The 18,438-nt window shown below is 70.2% G+C and carries 17 protein-coding genes; 12 read left to right on the top strand and 5 right to left on the bottom strand.

The features are described 5' to 3' along the window. Positions 1 to 265 precede the first annotated feature (265 nt). The 9 genes from Q0D75_RS08335 (at position 266) to Q0D75_RS08295 (ending at position 12,081) form a co-directional block, all read left to right on the top strand. Entirely contained in the window at positions 266 to 355 is a 90-nt protein-coding gene (locus Q0D75_RS08335) for a potassium-transporting ATPase subunit F (RefSeq protein ID WP_137836632.1), read from the top strand. A 1-nt stretch (position 356) separates the two neighbouring features. Further along, positions 357 to 2,030 (top strand): potassium-transporting ATPase subunit KdpA, encoded by a 1,674-nt coding sequence (gene kdpA, locus Q0D75_RS08330; RefSeq protein WP_291051698.1) that lies wholly within the window; start codon positions 357 to 359, stop codon positions 2,028 to 2,030. Continuing rightward, a complete protein-coding gene (gene kdpB, locus Q0D75_RS08325) occupies positions 2,030 to 4,207 on the top strand; it encodes a potassium-transporting ATPase subunit KdpB (RefSeq protein WP_291051694.1) in 2,178 nt (725 codons plus the stop codon). The genes kdpA and kdpB overlap by 1 nt, the downstream gene beginning before the upstream one ends. Before the next feature lie 40 nt (positions 4,208 to 4,247). Next, positions 4,248 to 4,850, top strand: coding sequence for a potassium-transporting ATPase subunit KdpC (gene kdpC / locus Q0D75_RS08320; RefSeq protein WP_291051691.1), 603 nt, complete (start codon positions 4,248 to 4,250; stop codon positions 4,848 to 4,850). A 28-nt stretch (positions 4,851 to 4,878) separates the two neighbouring features. Continuing rightward, a complete protein-coding gene (locus Q0D75_RS08315) occupies positions 4,879 to 7,371 on the top strand; it encodes a DUF4118 domain-containing protein (protein WP_291051688.1) in 2,493 nt (830 codons plus the stop codon). Continuing rightward, the gene (locus Q0D75_RS08310; protein WP_291051685.1) at positions 7,368 to 8,063 is read left to right on the top strand and encodes a response regulator transcription factor; all 696 of its coding nucleotides are present in this window, start codon (positions 7,368 to 7,370) and stop codon (positions 8,061 to 8,063) included. The genes Q0D75_RS08315 and Q0D75_RS08310 overlap by 4 nt, the downstream gene beginning before the upstream one ends. A gap of 131 nt (positions 8,064 to 8,194) precedes the next feature. Continuing rightward, positions 8,195 to 10,579: a cell wall-binding repeat-containing protein gene (locus Q0D75_RS08305; protein ID WP_291051682.1), complete on the top strand. Its 2,385-nt coding sequence runs from the start codon at positions 8,195 to 8,197 to the stop codon at positions 10,577 to 10,579. Between the two features lie 14 nt (positions 10,580 to 10,593). Continuing rightward, positions 10,594 to 11,703, top strand: a complete 1,110-nt coding sequence (gene purM, locus Q0D75_RS08300) for a phosphoribosylformylglycinamidine cyclo-ligase (RefSeq protein ID WP_291051679.1) — start codon at positions 10,594 to 10,596, stop codon at positions 11,701 to 11,703. A gap of 39 nt (positions 11,704 to 11,742) precedes the next feature. Next, positions 11,743 to 12,081 (top strand): hypothetical protein, encoded by a 339-nt coding sequence (locus Q0D75_RS08295; RefSeq protein ID WP_291051676.1) that lies wholly within the window; start codon positions 11,743 to 11,745, stop codon positions 12,079 to 12,081. Here the strand turns inward: Q0D75_RS08295 and Q0D75_RS08290 are convergent, their stop codons facing one another. Continuing rightward, positions 12,082 to 13,044, bottom strand: coding sequence for a hypothetical protein (locus Q0D75_RS08290; RefSeq protein WP_291051673.1), 963 nt, complete (start codon positions 13,042 to 13,044; stop codon positions 12,082 to 12,084). Between the two features lie 97 nt (positions 13,045 to 13,141). On the opposite strand from Q0D75_RS08290, the gene Q0D75_RS08285 reads away from it, so the two are divergent. After that, the gene (locus Q0D75_RS08285) at positions 13,142 to 13,369 is read left to right on the top strand and encodes a response regulator (RefSeq protein ID WP_291051671.1); all 228 of its coding nucleotides are present in this window, start codon (positions 13,142 to 13,144) and stop codon (positions 13,367 to 13,369) included. Positions 13,370 to 13,441: 72 nt separating this feature from the next. Here Q0D75_RS08285 and Q0D75_RS08280 read toward each other — a convergent pair whose 3' ends face one another. Continuing rightward, entirely contained in the window at positions 13,442 to 14,284 is an 843-nt protein-coding gene (locus Q0D75_RS08280; protein ID WP_291051669.1) for a helix-turn-helix domain-containing protein, read from the bottom strand. Between the two features lie 76 nt (positions 14,285 to 14,360). On the opposite strand from Q0D75_RS08280, the gene Q0D75_RS08275 reads away from it, so the two are divergent. Both Q0D75_RS08275 and Q0D75_RS08270 read left to right on the top strand, forming a co-directional pair. Beyond that, positions 14,361 to 14,903, top strand: coding sequence for a glyoxalase/bleomycin resistance/extradiol dioxygenase family protein (locus Q0D75_RS08275; protein WP_291051667.1), 543 nt, complete (start codon positions 14,361 to 14,363; stop codon positions 14,901 to 14,903). A gap of 69 nt (positions 14,904 to 14,972) precedes the next feature. Further along, a complete protein-coding gene (locus tag Q0D75_RS08270) occupies positions 14,973 to 15,821 on the top strand; it encodes an alpha/beta hydrolase (protein WP_291051666.1) in 849 nt (282 codons plus the stop codon). A gap of 10 nt (positions 15,822 to 15,831) precedes the next feature. Here Q0D75_RS08270 and Q0D75_RS08265 read toward each other — a convergent pair whose 3' ends face one another. The 3 genes from Q0D75_RS08265 to Q0D75_RS08255 form a co-directional block, all read right to left on the bottom strand. Further along, the gene (locus Q0D75_RS08265) at positions 15,832 to 16,131 is read right to left on the bottom strand and encodes a hypothetical protein (RefSeq protein WP_291051665.1); all 300 of its coding nucleotides are present in this window, start codon (positions 16,129 to 16,131) and stop codon (positions 15,832 to 15,834) included. A 79-nt stretch (positions 16,132 to 16,210) separates the two neighbouring features. Then, positions 16,211 to 16,915: an alpha/beta hydrolase gene (locus Q0D75_RS08260; RefSeq protein WP_291051664.1), complete on the bottom strand. Its 705-nt coding sequence runs from the start codon at positions 16,913 to 16,915 to the stop codon at positions 16,211 to 16,213. A gap of 29 nt (positions 16,916 to 16,944) precedes the next feature. After that, positions 16,945 to 18,429 carry an MFS transporter gene (locus Q0D75_RS08255; protein WP_291051661.1) on the bottom strand — a complete coding sequence of 495 codons (1,485 nt, stop codon included), beginning with the start codon at positions 18,427 to 18,429 and terminating at the stop codon, positions 16,945 to 16,947. Positions 18,430 to 18,438 lie beyond the last annotated feature (9 nt).

The raw sequence follows: 18,438 nt of genomic DNA, 5'->3' as shown, positions 1-18,438 counted from the left end.
GGAATCCTCCTCCCCGGGGGTCGACGGCCGGGTGCGCGACAGGATCCCGTATGGGTTTTCGCCGTTCGCGGCCCGCCGGCGTCAGGAACTCGTTAGGACCGCCGATCGGGGCCGATCGGGCGAGCATGATCGTCATCCGTACCCCCGCACCCACTCCGGGTGCCTGTCGGATGGAGAAAATCACCGTGCTCGACGTCGTCTACATCGTCGCGATCCTCGCCGTCTTCGGCGTGGTCGCTCTGGTCGCCTGGGGGGTCGGGAAGCTGTGATCGTTCTCGAACTCGTCGCCGCGGTACTCGGGGTGGCCGGCGTGGCCTACCTGATCGTCGCCCTCGTGAAGCCGGAGAAGTTCTGACATGGAAGCCTGGCTTCTGGTCGCCCAACTGGCGACCCTCGCGATCATCCTCGCGGTGATCCACCGCCCCCTCGGCGACTACATGGCGTGGACCTTCACCTCCGCCAAAGACCTGAAGGTCGAACGCGGCCTCTACCGTGTCGTCGGCGTCGATTCCGCCGGGGAGCAGACCTGGGGCGCGTACCTCCGCGGTGTGCTCGCCTTCTCGCTCATCGGCGTGCTGTTCGTCTACGCCCTGCAGCGGCTGCAGGCGGTGCTGCCCTACTCGCTGGGCCTGCCCGCCGTTCCCGAAGGGCTCTCGTTCAACACGGCGGTCTCGTTCGTGACGAACACGAACTGGCAGTCGTACTCGCCCGAAGTGACCATGGGCTACACCGTGCAGATCGCCGGCCTCGCCGTGCAGAACTTCGTCTCGGCCGGTGTCGGCATCGCCGTGGCCGTCGCGCTCATCCGCGGTTTCTCCCGCCGCAGCACGGGCACGCTCGGCAACTTCTGGGTCGACCTGACCCGCGCCACGTTCCGCATCCTGCTGCCGCTCGCGGTGATCTCGAGCATCGTGCTGATCGCGGGCGGGGTGATCCAGAATTTCAACGGCTTCACCGAGGTCACGTCGCTGACCGGCGGTACCGCGACCGTTCCCGGCGGACCCGTGGCCTCGCAGGAGGCCATCAAGATGCTCGGCACGAACGGTGGTGGCTTCTTCAACGTGAACTCGGCGCATCCGTTCGAGAACCCCACCCCCTGGACGAACCTGTTCGAGATCGTGCTGATGCTCGCCATCCCGTTCTCGCTTCCCCGCACCTTCGGCAAGATGGTCGGCGACACCCGCCAGGGCTTCGCGATCCTCGCCGCGATGGGCACGCTGTTCCTCGTCTCGCTCGCCGCGCTCACCACGTTCGAGATCATCGGCTCCGGAACGGGCACGCAGCTCGCCGGCGGGGCGATGGAGGGCAAGGAGCAGAGGTTCGGCATCGCCGCGTCGACGCTCTTCGCGACGACCTCCACGATCACCTCCACGGGTGCAGTGAACTCGATGCACGACAGCTTCACGTCGCTCGGCGGCATGATGACGCTGTTCAACATGATGCTCGGCGAGATCGCCCCCGGCGGTGTCGGATCGGGTCTCTACGGCATGCTGATCATCGCGATCATCACCGTGTTCATCGCGGGCCTCCTGGTCGGCCGAACCCCGGAGTACCTGGGCAAGAAGCTCGGCCCGCGCGAGATCAAGCTGGCGAGCCTCTACATCCTGGCCACGCCCACGATCGTGCTCGTCGGCACCGCGCTCAGCTTCGCGATCCCGGCCATCCGGGAGGACGTCGAGGGCACCTCGATCTGGAACCCGGGCCTGCACGGCTTCACCGAGGTGCTCTACGCGTTCACCTCGGCCGGCAACAACAACGGATCGGCGTTCGCCGGCATCACCGCCAACACCCCGTGGTTCAACACCGCGCTCGGCGTGGCGATGCTGCTCGGCCGTTTCATCCCGATCGTGTTCGTGCTCGCCCTGGCCGGCTCGCTGGCCGCGCAGAGCAAGGTGCCCGTCACCGCCGGCACCCTGCCCACCCACCGCCCGCAGTTCGTGGGCCTCCTCGTCGGCGTTGTTCTCATCGTCGTCGCTCTCACCTACTTCCCCGTGCTCGCACTCGGACCGCTCGCCGAAGGGCTTCAGTAATGTCCACACTCACCCCGACCAGCTCACCTGAGCCGTCAACCCGACCCGCCGCCGCCGCCGACTCAGCCGCACAACAGCGTGCGCCCGGCGCGCGCACCTTCAGCCTCGCCCAACTGGCGAAGGGCCTGCCCGGCGCCGTGCGCAAACTCGACCCGCGCGAGATGTGGCACAACCCCGTCATGTTCCTCGTGGAGGTGGGCGCGGCCCTCACCACGGTGATCGCCATCGCGCAGCCCTTCCTGCCCGCCGAGACCGGGCCGCAGGCCACCTCGCTGGCGTTCACCTGGGCCATCGCCGTGTGGCTCTGGCTCACCGTGCTGTTCGCGAACCTCGCCGAGTCGGTGGCCGAAGGCCGCGGCAAGGCGCAGGCCGCCACGCTCCGGGCCACCCGCACGAGCACGATGGCCGCCCGGGTGGTGGGCTACGACGCTGCGGGCGACCCGGCGGCGCTGAAGGCCGGCACCGCCGCCGTGGCATCCGCTGATCTGAAACTCGGCGACGTGGTGGTGGTCGTGGCCGGGGAGCTCGTTCCCGGCGACGGCGACATCATCGAGGGCATCGCCTCCATCGACGAGTCGGCCATCACCGGCGAGTCCGCGCCCGTGGTGCGGGAATCCGGCGGCGACCGCAGCGCCGTCACCGGCGGAACCCGGGTGCTCTCCGACCGCGTCGTGGTGAAGATCACCTCGAAGCCCGGCGAGACCTTCGTCGACCGGATGATCCGCCTCGTCGAGGGCGCGTCGCGCCAGAAGACGCCGAACGAGATCGCGCTCAACATCCTGCTCGCGAGCCTGTCGATCATCTTCCTGATCGTGGTGCTCACCCTCGGCCCGATCGCCGGGTATTCGGATGCTGCGCCCTCGATCGCCGTGATGGTCGCCCTGCTGGTGTGCCTCATCCCCACCACCATCGGCGCGCTGCTCTCGGCCATCGGCATCGCCGGCATGGACCGGCTGGTGCAGCGCAACGTGCTCGCGATGTCGGGCCGTGCGGTCGAAGCCGCCGGCGACGTGACCACCCTGCTGATGGACAAGACGGGCACGATCACCTACGGCAACCGCCGCGCCTCCGAGTTCCGCGCCCTGACCGGTGTCGACGGGATCGCTCTCCGCGACGCGGCCGCGCTGTCGTCCCTCTCCGACCCCACCCCCGAGGGCAAGTCGATCGTCGACCTGGCTGAGCAGCAGGGCTTCCGCCGCCCGTCGACGGTCGACGGCGAGATCGTGCCCTTCACCGCGCAGACCCGGATGAGCGGGATCGACTTCGCCGACGGCCGCCAGATCCGCAAGGGCGCCGGCTCGGCCGTCACCGCCTGGGCGCGCGAGAGCGGCACGGCGGGCAGCTCGCTGTTCGACGAGCTGCAGGAGCAGACCGACGCGATCGCCGGGCTGGGCGGCACCCCGCTCGTCGTGGCGACGCGCGAACCCGGGAAGCCGGCCCAGATCCTGGGCGTCGTCTACCTCAAGGACATCGTGAAGGAGGGCATGGCGTCCCGCTTCGCCGAGCTGCGCTCGATGGGCATCCGCACCGTCATGATCACGGGCGACAACCCGCTCACCGCGAAGGCCATCGCCGAGGAGGCGGGTGTCGACGACTACCTCGCCGAGGCCACCCCCGAGGACAAGCTCGCGCTGATCAAGAAGGAGCAGGAGGGCGGCCGGCTGGTCGCCATGACCGGCGACGGCACCAACGACGCCCCGGCCCTGGCCCAGGCGGATGTCGGCGTGGCCATGAACACGGGCACGAGCGCCGCGAAGGAGGCCGGCAACATGGTCGACCTCGACTCCGACCCCACGAAGCTCATCGACATCGTGGCGATCGGCAAGCAGCTGCTCATCACCCGCGGAGCCCTGACGACGTTCTCGATCGCGAACGACGTGGCGAAGTACTTCGCCATCATCCCGGCCATGTTCGCCGCGGTGTTCCCGGGCCTCGGCCTGCTCAACATCATGGGCCTGCACTCGCCGTCGTCGGCCATCCTCTCGGCGGTGATCTTCAACGCGCTGGTGATCGTGGTGCTCATCCCGCTCGCCCTGCGGGGCGTGAAGTACCGGCCGATGTCGGCCTCGCGCATCCTCAACCGCAACATCCTCATCTACGGCCTCGGCGGGGTGATCGCGCCCTTCGTGGGCATCAAGATCATCGACCTCCTCGTCAGCCTCATCCCCGGCTTCTAGACCAGACCAGACCAGACCAGACCAGAACAGGACAACGCACATGGCTACCAATCGCGGGTTCGCCCGCCCCTACTGGGTCGCGATCCGCTACATGATCGTCGCCACGGTCGTGCTCGGCATCGCCTACCCCGTCGCGATCCTCGGCATCGGTCAGCTCGCGCTGCCGGCCCAGGCCAACGGATCCGTCGTGACCGTCGACGGGGAGCCCGTCGGTTCCTCGCTGATCGGCCAGTCGTTCACCGACGACGACGGCAACGCCCTCCCCGAGTGGTTCCAGTCGCGGCCCTCCGCGGCCGGCTACGACGGCGGCGCCTCGGCGGGCTCGAACTACGGGCCCGAGAACGAGGACTTCATCGCCGAGATCCAGGCCCGTCAGGCCGCGATCGCCGACAGCGACGGCGTGGCCGTGGGAGACATCCCGGTGGACGCGCTCACCACGTCCGGTTCCGGGCTCGACCCGCACATCAGCCCCGAGTACGCCTACGAGCAGGTCGCCCGGGTGGCGGATGCCCGTGGCCTCGACGAGAGCGAGGTGACCGGTCTCGTCGACGCCTTCGTGCAGGGCCGCGACCTCGGCTACCTCGGCGAGCCGACCGTCAACGTGCTGCAGCTGAACGTCGCGCTCGCGCAGCTCGGCAGCTGATGGTGCGCCGATCCGCCCGGGAGGCGCGATGAAGCAGGGGCGGCTCCGGGTACTGCTCGGGGCCGCCCCGGGCGTGGGCAAGACCTACGCCATGCTCGAGGAGGGCCGGCGGCTGCGCTCGCAGGGCAAAGACGTGGTCGTGGCCGTGGTGGAGACCCACGGCCGCACGGCCACCAGGGCGATGACGCTCGGCTTCGAGATCGTGCCGCGCACCCGCGTCTCGCACCGTGGCGTTGAGCTGGAGGAGATGGACCTCGACGCCGTGATCGCCCGGGCGCCTCAGGTGGCCCTGGTCGACGAGCTCGCCCACACCAACGCTCCCGGCCTCGCGCACGAGAAGCGCTGGCGTGACGTCGAGACCCTGCTCGACGCCGGCATCGACGTGATCTCGACGGTGAACATCCAGCACATCGAGTCGCTCAACGACGTCGTGCAGCAGATCACCGGGGTGCCGCAGCGCGAGACGATCCCGGATGCCGTGCTGCGCGACGCCGACCAGATCGAGGTCGTCGACCTGGCCCCGCAGGCCCTGCGCGACCGCCTCTCCGAGGGCGTCGTCTATCCCGAGGCGCGGATCGACGCGGCCCTGTCGAACTACTTCCGGCTCGGCAACCTCACGGCCCTCCGCGAACTGGCCCTGCTCTGGCTGGCCGACGAGGTCGACTCCTCGCTGCAGAAGTACCGCACCGAGCACGGCATCGGACAGAAGTGGGAGGCCCGCGAGCGGGTCGTGGTGGCCCTCACCGGCGGGCCGGAGGGCGAGACCCTGCTGCGGCGCGGTTCGCGCATCGCCGCCCGCTCGGCCGGCGGCCAGCTGCTCGCCGTGCACGTCACCAGTCAGGACGGACTCCGCCAGGCGGCCCCCGGTGCCCTCGACGCGCAGCGCTCGCTCGTGGAGAGCCTCGGCGGCAGCTTCCATCAGGTGGTGGGCGCTGACATCCCGCAGGCGCTGGTGCAGTTCGCCAAGGCCTCCAACGCCAGCCAGCTGGTGATCGGGGTGAGCCGGCGCAGCCGCCTGGCCGCCGCGACGGGCCCCGGGATCGGGGCCACGGTCATCCGCGAGTCGGGCGACATCGACGTGCACATCGTCAACCACGCCGCAGCCGGCGGTTCACGGCTCTCCCTCCCGCACCCGCACGGCTCGCTCACCGTGCGGCGCCGCATCTACGCCTTCGTGCTCGCGCTCGCCGGCGGGCCGCTGCTCACCTGGCTGCTGGCGTCGTTCCGCAACGAGGACTCGATCACCTCCGACGTGCTCAGCTACCAGCTGCTCGTGGTGGTCGTCGCGTTGGTCGGTGGCATCTGGCCGGCCCTGTTCGCCGCCGTGCTCAGCGGCTTCACCCTCGACTTCTTCTTCGTCGATCCGCTCTACACCGTCACCGTCGACGAGCCGCTGCATCTGCTCGCCCTGTTCCTCTACGTGCTGATCGCGGTGCTCGTGAGCATCGTCGTCGACCAGGCCGCCCGCCGCAGCCGGGCCGCCCGGCGCTCCGCGGCGGAGTCGGAGCTGATCGTCGGGGTCGCCGGCGAGGTGCTGCGAGGGCAGGACGCCTTCCAGGCGTTCGTGACCCGCACCCGGGAGGCCTTCGGGCTCACGGGCGTGCGCATCCTGATCGGCGACCGCCTGCTCGCCTCCGACGGTGAGCCGGCGGGCGACGACTCCCTCGACCGGGTGCCGATCAACGACGAGGCCGTGCTCGAACTGCACGGCCGCGCCCTGCACGGCTCGGACCGGCGGCTTCTCGGCGTGATCGTGCTGCAGCTCGCGAACGCGCTGGAGCACGCCGACCTCGAGGAGACCGCCCGCGAGATGGCGCCGCTGGCTGCGGCCGACAAGGTGCGCAGCGCGCTGCTCGCCGCCGTCGGGCACGACCTGCGCCGCCCGCTGGCCGCCGCCACCGCCGCGGTGACCGGGCTGCACGCCTCGGGCCCGCAGCTCTCCGCCGACGACCGCGAGGAACTGCTCGACACCGCCGAGACCGCGCTCAAGCAGCTCACCGACCTGCTGACCAACCTGCTCGACGTCAGTCGCGTTCAGGCCGGGGCCCTCGCGGTGGCGCTGGAGAGCGTCGATCTGGTCGACCTCGTGCCGGCGACGCTCGAAGAGCTGGGGGTGGGGCCCGAGGCCGTCGACCTCGAGATCCCGGCCGGGCTGCCGCAGATCGAGGCCGATCCCGTGCTGCTGGAACGGGTGCTGGTGAACCTGCTCTCCAACGGCCTGAAGTACTCGCCGGCCGACCAGAAGGTGGTGATCGCCGCATCCGCGTTCCACGACACGGTGCAGATCAGGATCATCGACCGCGGGATGGGTGTGCCGGATGACCGGCGGGAAGACATCTTCGTGCCGTTCCAGCGCCTGGGCGACACCGACAACACCACGGGCCTGGGCCTCGGCCTCGCCCTCTCGAAAGGATTCGTCGAAGGAATGAACGGAACGCTCGAGTTCGAGGAGACCCCGCTCGGCGGGTCGACGATGGTGGTCACCCTGAGCGCGGTCTCCTCCGGGGCGGTCGGCGCGTGAGGATCCTGATCGCCGACGACGACCCGCAGATCCTGAGGGCCCTGCGGGTGACCCTCGGCTCACAGGGGCACGAGATCATCACGGCCGCCGACGGGAGGGAGACCATCGCGGCGGCGTCGAAGACCCCGCCCGAGCTGCTCATCCTCGACCTCGGCATGCCGCACCTCGACGGGCTCGACGTCATCCGCACCGTGCGGGCCTGGTCGTCGCTGCCGATCCTCGTGGTCTCGGGCCGAACGGATGCCGCCGACAAGGTCGATGCCCTCGATGCCGGCGCCGACGACTACGTCACCAAGCCCTTCGCCATCGACGAGCTGCTCGCCCGGGTGCGCGCGCTCACCCGGCGCACGCCCACGACGCTCAACCGGCCGGTCGTCACCCTCAGCGGAGTGACGATCGACCTGGTGTCGCACGTCGTCACCCGGGAAGGCCAGCGGGGCGCCATCCGGCTCACGCCGACGGAGTGGAAGATCCTCGAACTGCTCGCGCGCAACCCGCACCGGCTGCTCACCCACGCCGATCTCTTCACCGAGATCTGGGGCACCCCCAACGTGCACGAGACCGGCTACCTGCGGCTGTACATCGGCCAGCTCCGCAAGAAGCTCGAGCCCGACCCGTCGCGGCCCGTGCACATCCTCACCGAGACCGGGATGGGCTACCGGTTCGAGCCCGACCCGAGCGCGGATGCCTGACGCGGGAGCCGAATCCGACATGCGTTGCGGATAGGATGTAGCCGATCCGAGCCAGGGGGGCCAAGGCGTCGGTGCCGATGCGTCTCCCGGATGGCGACCCGCGCTCTCGGTCCGACCGAGAGGCTCCTCGCTTGTCGAATCCCCGTCGCCGCCGTGGCCTCCTCGGCGCAATCACCGTCTCCGCCCTGGTGGCAGCCTCTCTGGTCGTCGCCCCCATCGCAGCCGGCGCGGACGAGGCACCCGAACCGACCCAACCCACCGAGCGCGCTGTGATGGGCGACTTCGATCCGCAGTTCTACGTCGAGGAGGCCGCCGCCACCCCGCCTGAGCTGACCGCCGCTCTGCAGTCCGACCTCGGGATCACGCCCGAGGAGTACTACGCGCAGGCCGACGCCGCAGCCGTAGCCGTCGACGTGGTGGACGGGCTGGAGGCCTCCGGGATCGCAGTACTCGACTCTCGCGTGGAGGGCACCCGGCTGATCGTGAACGTCGGTACGGAAGCGGATGTCGCTGCGGTCGAAGAGGTCGGTGCGACGGCCGAGCTCGACGGCGAGGTTGAGACGCAGCGAGAGGGAGAGCGCGGCAGCGCCGACCTCGAGGGCGCGGCCCTGTTGCGCGACCTCGTGGGTGGCCAGGGCTTCTACACGGTGGCCGGTTCCTACATCTACTACTGCTCGGTCGGATTCAACGGCATCAGCACGGGCTCGTCGTGGTCGTCGCAGCTGCTCACCGCTGGTCACTGCGCGATCCCGGGCGGCGAGAACAGCGGCGAGATCTACGACACCGGCCAGTCCCGCCCGAATCAGGATCCCTCGCGGGCGGGCGACGCCATCGGCTATCCCTCCTACGGCTCCACCTTCCTGGGGAACTACTACGACACCAGCCTGTACTGGAAGGAACTGACGGGCTGGGACGCGAAGCCCGCCGTCGGCACCTGGAACAACAACCAGGGATCGGTCACCTCGGGGTCATCCGTCACCGTGCGCGACTACTCCCGCGCCATCGTGGGGCAGCCGATCTGCAAGTCCGGCCGCACCACCGGCTGGACCTGCGGAACGGTGCTCGAGCTCGACGCCGCTGCGAACGTCGACGGAACCATGATCAATGTCTTCGTGAGCGATATCTGCGCTCTCGGCGGAGACAGCGGCGGATCGGTGGTCTCCGGGTCGAACGCTCTCGGCATCGTGTCGCTCGGCACGTTCCAGAAGACCTGCAACGAGCCCGGTGCGCGCACGGGTCTGTTCCCGATCGACGCGAAGTACGAAGACGTGCTCGACGTGCAGACGCAGTGGGAGCTCGACGTCGACGTCGCCGTTCCCGCCAGTGCCACACTCGGCGGAGGCGCTCCGTTGTACCGTGGTTCCCCGGCCACCGGAACCGTTCTGGGCGGTGGCAAGCGGCATACCGTCGTGATCACCGTCGACGGCGACCCCGACCAGCACTACGTGATCCCGGTCGCGGCGAACGGCACCTGGACGGCGAGCCTCGGCTCGGCGCTTTCCAACGGTTCACACACCTTCTCGATGTACACCATCTACCGGTCGGGCATCCAGCAGTCCGCCGAGGTCACCGGAACCTTCACGGTGGCCGATCGTCCCGCGGTCGACCGCATCACGGGCGACACGCGTTTCGATGTTGCTGTCGAGGTGGCGAATCGGGGCGGCTATACGGCGGGGGTGCCCGTGGTGTACGTGGCCACCGGGTACAACTACCCGGACGCGCTGAGCGCCGGCCCCGCGGCCGTCGAGCAGGGCGGGCCTCTCCTGCTCGTGCTGAGTGATTCCGTGCCCGCCGCGGTCGCCGCCAAGCTGCAGCAGCTCGCACCACAGCGCATCGTGGTGGTGGGCGGACCCAACTCGGTGAGCGGCTCCGTGCTGCAATCGCTGCAGGGTCTCGTGCCCGGTGCCTCCGTCGAGCGACTCTCCGGGGCCGACCGCTATGCGGCCAGCCGTGCCGTGGTCGAGTCCGCCTTCGGCACGGGCGGTGCCGCCCACGCCTACACCGCGACGGGCGGCACCTTCCCGGATGCCCTCTCCGCAGGCGGCGCCGCCGGCTCCAAAGGAGAGCCTGTCGTGCTGGTGAACGGGGGCGCGCCCTCGGCCGACAAGCCGACGCTCTCGCTGTTCCAGACCCTCGGCACCTCCTCGGTCACAGTGGTAGGCGGCGTGAATTCGGTGTCGGATGCGGTGACGAACTCGCTCGGGAGCGGCATCCCGGCCACGGTGAACCGGGTGGCCGGAGCCGACCGCTTCCAGGCCTCGATCGCGCTCAACCGCGCAGCCTTCACGACTGCCCCCACCGTCTATCTCGCCACCGGCTACAACTTCCCCGACGCGCTCGCCGGGGGAGTGCTGGCCGGCAAAGACGGATCGCCGCTCTACGTGGTGCCGACCGACTGCGTGCCGCGCGGCGTGCTGGCCGACATCACGAAGCTGAAAGCGTCGAAGGTGGTACTGCTCGGCGGGCCGAACTCGCTCAACCCGGCCGTCGCCGGGCTCACCGCCTGTGCCTGGTAGGCGAGAATGGACGCATGAGCAACAGTTACGCCGAGGCCGGAGTCGACACGGAGGCGGGCGACCGCGCCGTCGAGCTGATGAAGGCGGCGGTGCAGCGCACCCACGGCCCCGAGGTGCTGGGCGGGGTGGGCGGCTTCGCCGGCTTGTTCGACGCCTCGGCGCTCACAGCGTTCGAGCATCCGCTGCTCGCCACCTCGACCGACGGCGTGGGCACCAAGATCGCCATCGCGCAGGCCCTCGACAAGCACGACACCATCGGTCAAGACCTCGTGGGCATGGTGGTCGACGACATCGTCGTGGTGGGCGCGAAGCCGCTGTTCATGACCGACTACATCGCCTGCGGCAAGGTGGTTCCCGAGCGCATCGCCACCATCGTGGCGGGGATCGCGCGCGCCTGCTCCGAGACGGGTACGGCACTGGTCGGCGGGGAGACCGCCGAGCACCCGGGCCTGATGGGCGAAGACGACTACGACGTGGCGGGTGCCGCGGTGGGCGCCGTCGAAGCGGATGCCGTGCTCGGCGCCGAGCGGGTGCGCGACGGCGACGTCGTGCTCGCGCTGGAATCCTCGGGACTGCACTCCAACGGCTACTCGCTCGTGCGGCACATCCTCGCGTCGGCGTCGCTGGACTACGCCTCGCACTCCGACGACTTCGGCGGCACGGTGGGCGAGGTGCTGCTCGAGCCCACCCGTCTCTACAGCGGGCCGCTCGTGCGCGTGCTCGCGATCCCGGCGCTGAACGGCGCCATCCACTCGCTCTCGCACGTCACCGGCGGCGGCATCGCGGCGAACCTCGCGCGCGTGCTGCCCCGCGGATCGTGGGTGGAGGTCGACCGCTCCACGTGGTCGCCGGCTCCCGTGTTCCGCGTGCTCTCCTCGATCGCGGGCTCCACGCTGGAGAGCGCGGAGGGCACCTGGAACCTCAGCATCGGCTTCTTCGCCGTGGTGGACGCCGCCGCCGCGGCCCGCGTCACCGCCGCGATCCAGGCGGAGGGCATCCGCACCTGGCAGGTCGGCACCGTCTCCACCACCCCCCGCTCCCCGGAGTCCCTCGAGGGCTTCGAGCAGGGCGCCAAGGGCGTCGACGGCGGAGCCGTCCGCCTCGTCGGAACCTACGCCTCCTAAGCTGAGTCCACCGGCTCAGGAGAGCTGAAGGAGGTCGGGATGGCGGCACCGGTTCCCTCGGAGGACGCACTCGAGCGCCTCGACCTCGTGGTGGCCGAGCTCGGTGACCCGGCGATCGTGCGCGGGCGGATGATGGGCCGGCCCATCCTGACCCTGCAGGGCACGATGTTCGCCTGCCTGAACGGCGAGCTGCTCGGGCTGAAGCTGGGCGCGACCACGCCCGAGCACGCCGAGGCGCTGCGGATACCCGAGGCCGAGCTGTTCGACCCGTCAGAGAAGGGGCATCCGTTCAAGGACTGGGTGAGCATCCCTCCGAGCGCTCCAGACCAGTGGATCCGCTTCGCGCTCGCCGCCGTCGAATTCGTGCGCGCCCGCTGATCAGCCGCCGTCGCCGCCGGCAGAGCCCGCGTTCTCGTGCGTGTCGTCCTCCAGCTGCACGCGCAGCAACAGGGTGACCCAGGTGCGGAACGGCGCCCAGGCGGCCGTGATCTCGTCGAGGGACGCGGCATCCGGAGCCGACGGCAGCCCGTAGGCGTGGGTGAGCGCCGTGATGAAGCGGGGCTCGTGCAGCGGGGCATGATCGGGATCGCCCGCCCCGCGCAGCAGAATCAGCTCGGCCGAGAACGGGCCGATGCCGGGCATCGATTTCAGCGCCTCGAGCGCCTCGTCGCGCGGCATCCCGCGAAGCGACTCGCTGTCGAACGCATTGCGCCGGGCGGCCTCGCCGAGCGCCCGCAGCCTCTCGACCTTGGGGCCGACGAGCCCGGGGAACCCCTCGAGCCCGGCCAGCACGGCGGGCGCCGGGAACGCCGACCGGGCGCCGCCGTTGACCACCACGGTCTCGCCGAGTTCGCCGGCCATCCGCTGTTTGATCTGCGCCGCCTGCGTCATGCGGATGCGCTGCCCGATGATGGCCCAGGCCGCCGCCTCGTACCACGACCAGAAGCACACCGGACGAAGGCCCGGATAGCGCTGCTGCATGCCCGCCACCACCTCGTCGCGCTCACCCACGGCCGTGAACGCGGTGCCGTCGACGTCGAGCGAGAGGATGCGCTCGACCTGGGTGCGCGCGGCCGACAGTTCGGCGCGCTTCAGGGCTCGAGAAGCATGCAGCCTGCCGCGCACCTGTGTACCCACCTGTTCGAGGCTCACCCCCACCACCTGCCACGACCCCTCCAGGGAGAAGGCGAAGTCGAGTGTGGCCGAGGACGCGGCCTCGTACGCCGCCGGCGCGAACCCCTCGAGAAAGCGGATGCTCGACGCCAGTGAGAACGGCCCCCGCGGGTCGATCGTGAACGTGCCCCGCGATGCGGCGGAGGCGGTCTCCCGGGCGTCGTTCAACAGGGCCTCCTCGAGGCGGGCACCGGAGCATCCGAGTGCGCTGGGTTCATCCTGCGGGATGCCGCCGACATCCGCCAGCGCCGGGTAGCCTGGGGAGATGACTACACCTGCTCTTGCGCACCTGAGCGGCGGCCCGCTCGACGCCCAGACCATCCCCCTCGACGACGGAGCCCCCGAAGAGCTCGTCCTCCCGTACAGCGAGGGCCAGCTCGTCTACAAGCTCGTCTCCGACGGATCGGACGACTCCGAGGGCCCCGCCACCGCCCAGTACCGCTTCGGCGAGGTCTCCGAGATCCTCAACGAGGGCAAGTACGACGAACGCTGAGCGCCGGCTCACCTTTCCCGTTCACTCCAGCGATTCTGGGGCCCACCTCCGCCATAGTGGCGGAGCTCGGCGTCAGGCTCGCTGGAGTGAACCGTTTCGGCGGGTCTCGTCGGGCGTCTCGCCCAGAAAGCGCGCGTAGCGCCGTGAGAAGTGCGGGTAGTCGGCGTAGCCGAGTGCGGCGGCCAGCCCGCTGAGGTCGGTCTCCGGATGCGCGTAGAGCGCGGTGGAGGCGGCCTGAAGCCGGCGGCACTCGATCAGCCACTTCGGGCTCACCCCCACGTGCTCGCGCACGAGCCGCTCGAGCGAACGCACCCCGAGTCCGGCCCGATCGGCGAGTTCGGCCGCGCGCAGGATCTCCGGATCGGTCTCCGCCAGCCGCCCCACCTCGTTCATCAGCCGGCCGCGGTCGTCGACCCGCGCAGCGATCGGAGCGAGCCAACCGCGCAGCGCTCCCACCAGGGCGCGCCGGGCCACGTCGCCGCTCGGCAGCCGGGTCATCGCCGCCTCGACCGCGCTCTCGGGCGCGCCGGGCAGCGGCATTTCGCGACCCGCGAGTGATCGCGGATCCGTTCCGCCCAGCAGCAGCGGCCCCGCCGCAGGCCGGAACAGCACGCCCACCGCCCACGACCGCCCGCGCAGCGACACCACCGACAGCTTCGGATCGGGCCCCGCCAGCGCCGCCCCGCCCAGGGTGCCGCTCGCCTCGGACCCACCGGCCGGCTGCAGGATCGCGTTGAAGGCCGGATACGACAGCGTGCGCTGCGGTCGCGACTCGCCCTCGGGCACGCTCCAGCGCACGACCCAGACGTGCCGCACCAGGTCGCCCACGCCGGAACCGAGCTCGAAGCGGTCGAAGGCCACGCCGTCGGCTCCCGGGTTGAGGTGCCCGAGCGACACGGGTTCGGATGCCGTCATCGCTGCTCCTTCCGCTCGCGGCGCCGCTGTCGCAAAAGTTCAAGACGCACGCCCGGGGTCTTTCTAGCATGGGCTCATGACATCCGAAACCGAATCGCCCTCAGCATCCGCCATCGAACCCGCCACCGGCGCGCACACCACGAACGGCCTGCCGCACGGCTCCACCTCCCTCACGCCGCACATCGTCGTGACCCCCGCCGAAGACGCGATCGCCTTCTACCGCGACGTCTTCGGCGCCACCGTGATCGACGTCACGCGCTTCCCCGCCGAGGGCGGCGGCGAGCTCGTGGCCCACGCGGTGCTCGACTTCGGCAGCGGCATGATGACGCTGAGCGATCCGCTCGAGCCCTACGGCCTGGTGGCGCTGAGCCCGGACGCCGGGCATCCGTACTCGCTCGCGGTCTATGTTCCGCACGTCGACGCGGTCACCGCCGCCGCCGAGAAGGCCGGGGCCACGGTGCGCGAGCAGCCCGCCACGTTCGTGTCGGGCGACCGCTTCGCCTCGGTGCTCGACCCCTTCGGCATCCGCTGGTCGATCATGACCCGCGTGGAAGACCTGTCACCCGAGGAGGGTGCCCGACGGGTCGCCGAGTGGGCCGCCTCGCAGAGCGGCAGCTGACGGCGGCGATCAGCCGCCGGTCCCTCCGGCGCGCGTGACAGATGTCGATGCAGGCGGCAGAGTGGACCCATGTCACGGCTCACCGATGTGATCGAAGGCCTGCGCGATCCGCACGCCCCCCTGCTGCACGTCGCGTACGACTCGGGCGCGCCGGAACAGGCGGCGCCTTCCGGGGAGGCCGCCGAGCATCCGATCGTCGTCATGATCCACGGCATCGCCTCCTCGGCGGCCACCTTCACCTTCGTGCGGCCGTTGATCGAGCCCACCCATCGCGTGATCGCGATCGAGCTGCTGGGCTTCGGCGGATCACCGCAGCCGGAGAACGCGAAGTACACCCTCGAAGAACACGTCGCCGCGCTGGCCCACACCGTCCGCTCGCTGCACCTCACGCGCCCCTTCGTGCTGGTGGGGCACTCGCTGGGCTGCCTGATCGCCACCCGTTACGCCGCCACCCATGAGTCGCACGTGCAGAAGCTGGTGCTGGTGAGCCCGCCCGTCTACCTGGCGCCGTCGGAGATCGGCGACCCCCGCGCACGGCTGAAGATGGCCGGCTATCTGCAGGCGTACCAGTACTTCCGCAAGAACAAGGACTTCACCCTCGCCCACGCGGCGATCGTGTCCCGCCTGCTCCCCGTGGAACACGTGATGGAGGTCACCGAGCAGAACTGGACGCCCTTCGTGCTGTCGCTGGAGAACTGCATCGAGCAGCAGACCGTGATCAGCGACCTCTCGCGCGTCGACATCCCCGTGGAGGTCGTCTATGGCCGTTTCGACGAGTTCCTGGTGCCCGAGAACCTCGCCATCGTCGAGAAGATGCGCAACGTCACCACCCACGTGGTGAACGCGAGCGACCACATGATCCGCAAGCCCATGGCCCGCGTGGTGGCCACCGCGATCGACACCCCGGTCTCGTCGTAGCCCAGCCGGCTCAGTGGTCGGCGAGCACGCGCGCCCGCGCGGTGCGGTACTCCTCGTCGCTGATCGCGCGGCTGCCGTGCAGGCGGTCGAGCTCGCCGAGCCGCTCTTCGGTGGAGCGCCCGGCGCTCAGCATCTCGCTGTCGAGCAGCTTGGTGGCGAGATCGCTCTGCAGGGTCAGTGGGTTGTGACCCGAGGCGCGCACGCGCCGTATGTTGGCGACCACCTGCACGATGACCACCACGAAGACCACGACGATGACGGCCGCCACGATCACGAAGAGGATGGGGAAGAGCGCGGAGAGTTCAGGCATGATGCCTCCTTCTATCGGTCTTGTCCTCCGTCAACCCTTCCGCTGAGCCGGCCGGCGAACCCCGATGCCCAGAAAGCTCTCAGGCCCCGATGGCCTCCAGGATGGCCGCCGCCAGCTCGTCGGGCTTGGTGAATTGCGGCCAGTGCCCGGTGGGTAGCTCGATGATGCTCGAGCTCAGCATCAACGGGACCTCGGCGAAGTACGGCACGCCGGCCGCGATCGCCTCGGCGATCTCGTCGCGGCTGAAGGTGCAGCTGATGAGCGTGATCGGCACGCCGTAGCGCGCCGCGTCGGACAGGCGCTGCGGATCGCGCGCCACCCGCGCGGGCTCGGGGATCGCCGCCGTCCGAACGCGCTCCTGCAGGTCGTCGTCGAGATCACGCAGGTCGGTGTCGCTGAACTCGTCCCACGGCGGCAGCGGCACATCCGAGCCCACGCTCTCGAGCTGCTCGTTGATGGCCACCCCGTCGGGTGTCGGCCCGCTGTCGACGTAGATCGCCCGCGCCACCCGGTTCGGCCGGGCGTCGACCGCCCCGTGGATGATCGCGCCGCCTCCCGAATGGCCGACGAGCACCACCGGCCGCGACGGATCCAGCGCATCGAGCAGCGCGATCACCTCGGCGGTCTGTGAGGCGAGCGTGACCTCGCTGCGATCCTCCTCGACCGAGTGCAACCCGGCCAGTGTCGGTGTGTGCACGGTGTGCCCGGCCTCGCGGAGGGCGGGTGCGACCGCGCTCCACGAATCGCCCTGCAACCAGAATCCTGCAATGAGTACGACGTCCATGGCCAAGACAGTACGCCCCACCCCCGACATCAGCCCAGGTGCACCATCGCCCGCTCGTCGCCCGCACCCTGCGGCAGCAGAGCCGACTTGGGCCCGCGGATGAAGAACACCGCGATGGCCGCGGCGATCAGCATCGCCACCCCGGCCCCCACGAAGGTGGCCACGTAGCCGTCGGTGAACGCGGCCAGCTGGCCCGATCCGCTCTCCATCGACCCCTCGAAGGCGCCCGCGTAGAGCACGGTGAACACGGCCAGCCCGATCGATCCGCCGATCTGCATCGCCGAGTTCACCGTGGCCGCCGCCGCGCCCGCGTCGTGCGGGGCGACGCCCGACAGCGCGAGGTTCTGCAGCGGCACGAACAGCATCGACAGGCCGATGCCCAGCAGCACCAGGGAGGGCAGTACCTGCACCCAGTAGTTCCCGTCGACCGTGATGCGCACCAGCAGGAACAGCCCGGCGGCCGAGATCAGCGGCCCGGCGATCATCAGCGGGCGCGGTCCGACCCGCGGCAGCAGCTTGGTGAGGATCGGCACGCAGATCAAGATGACCACGGTCATCGCCACGTTGGCGAGCCCGGAGACCAGCGGCTCCATGCCGAGCACGAGCTGGAAGTAGAAGGTGAGGTAGAGCGTCGATCCGAGCAGCACGCTGCCGACGACGGCCTGGATGAGGAACGCGCCACCGCGCACCCGGTTCAGCACCACACGCAGCGGCAGCAGGGGCTGGGCCACGCGCGACTCGATCCACACGAACAGGGCGAGCAGGCCCGCGCCGAGAGCGAGGAACCCGATGGTGCTGGGCGATCCCCAGCCGTCTTCGGCGAGCGTGAAGCCGTACACCAGCGCGCCGAGACCGAGGGAGGCCGTGACCGCGCCCCACACGTCGTAGCGGTTGTCGCCCTCGGCGCGGCTCTCGGCCAGCAGCAGGAGGCCGCCGATCAGGCCCACGATCACGAAGACGACGTTCACCAGCAGGCACCAGCGCCAGTCGGCGAACTCGGTGAGCACGCCGCCGAGCACGAGGCCCACGGCCGCACCGCTGCCGCCGATCGCGCCGAACACGGCGAAGGCGGTGTTGCGGTCGCGCCCCGAGGGGAAGGTCACCGTGAGCAGGCCCAGGGCGGCGGGCGCGAGCAGCGCCGCGAACAGTCCCTGGAAACCGCGGGCCACGATCAGCTCGGTGCCGTTCTGCGCCAGTCCGCCGAAGGCCGAGGCCACGCCGAAGCCGACCATGCCCACGAGGTAGCTGCGCTTGCGGCCCCAGTAATCGGCCACGCGGCCGCCGAGCAGCAGCAGGGCGCCGAAGACGAGCGCGTAGGCGGTGATCACCCACTGCCGCTGGCCGTCGGTCAGGCCGAGCTCGGCCTGTGCCTGGGGCAGCGCGATGTTCACGATGGTGGCGTCGAGCACCACCACGAGCTGGGTCAGGGCGAGAACGGCAAGCGTCCACCACCGGCGGCCGGATGCGGGGGAGACGGATGCTCCGGTGGCGGATGTGGGGGTGGATCCGGACATGAAGAAACC

The organism is Herbiconiux sp., assembly GCF_023264855.1.
Lineage (GTDB): Bacteria > Actinomycetota > Actinomycetes > Actinomycetales > Microbacteriaceae > Herbiconiux.
Note: the sequence above shows the minus strand (reverse complement) of the source record. Positions and strands in the feature narration are given on the sequence as shown.

Bases quoted from the DNA above. Each gene is read 5' to 3' on its own strand.
- Q0D75_RS08255 (WP_291051661.1), bottom strand. From the start codon at position 18,429: ATGTCCGGATCCACCCCCACATCCGCCACCGGAGCATCCGTCTCCCCC.
- Q0D75_RS08285 (WP_291051671.1), top strand. From the start codon at position 13,142: ATGACTACACCTGCTCTTGCGCACCTGAGCGGCGGCCCGCTCGACGCC.
- Q0D75_RS08260 (WP_291051664.1), bottom strand. From the start codon at position 16,915: ATGGACGTCGTACTCATTGCAGGATTCTGGTTGCAGGGCGATTCGTGG.
- Q0D75_RS08280 (WP_291051669.1), bottom strand. From the start codon at position 14,284: ATGACGGCATCCGAACCCGTGTCGCTCGGGCACCTCAACCCGGGAGCC.
- purM (WP_291051679.1), top strand. From the start codon at position 10,594: ATGAGCAACAGTTACGCCGAGGCCGGAGTCGACACGGAGGCGGGCGAC.
- Q0D75_RS08295 (WP_291051676.1), top strand. From the start codon at position 11,743: ATGGCGGCACCGGTTCCCTCGGAGGACGCACTCGAGCGCCTCGACCTC.
- kdpB (WP_291051694.1), top strand. From the start codon at position 2,030: ATGTCCACACTCACCCCGACCAGCTCACCTGAGCCGTCAACCCGACCC.
- kdpC (WP_291051691.1), top strand. From the start codon at position 4,248: ATGGCTACCAATCGCGGGTTCGCCCGCCCCTACTGGGTCGCGATCCGC.
- Q0D75_RS08275 (WP_291051667.1), top strand. From the start codon at position 14,361: ATGACATCCGAAACCGAATCGCCCTCAGCATCCGCCATCGAACCCGCC.
- Q0D75_RS08270 (WP_291051666.1), top strand. From the start codon at position 14,973: ATGTCACGGCTCACCGATGTGATCGAAGGCCTGCGCGATCCGCACGCC.
- Q0D75_RS08265 (WP_291051665.1), bottom strand. From the start codon at position 16,131: ATGCCTGAACTCTCCGCGCTCTTCCCCATCCTCTTCGTGATCGTGGCG.
- Q0D75_RS08315 (WP_291051688.1), top strand. From the start codon at position 4,879: ATGAAGCAGGGGCGGCTCCGGGTACTGCTCGGGGCCGCCCCGGGCGTG.
- kdpA (WP_291051698.1), top strand. From the start codon at position 357: ATGGAAGCCTGGCTTCTGGTCGCCCAACTGGCGACCCTCGCGATCATC.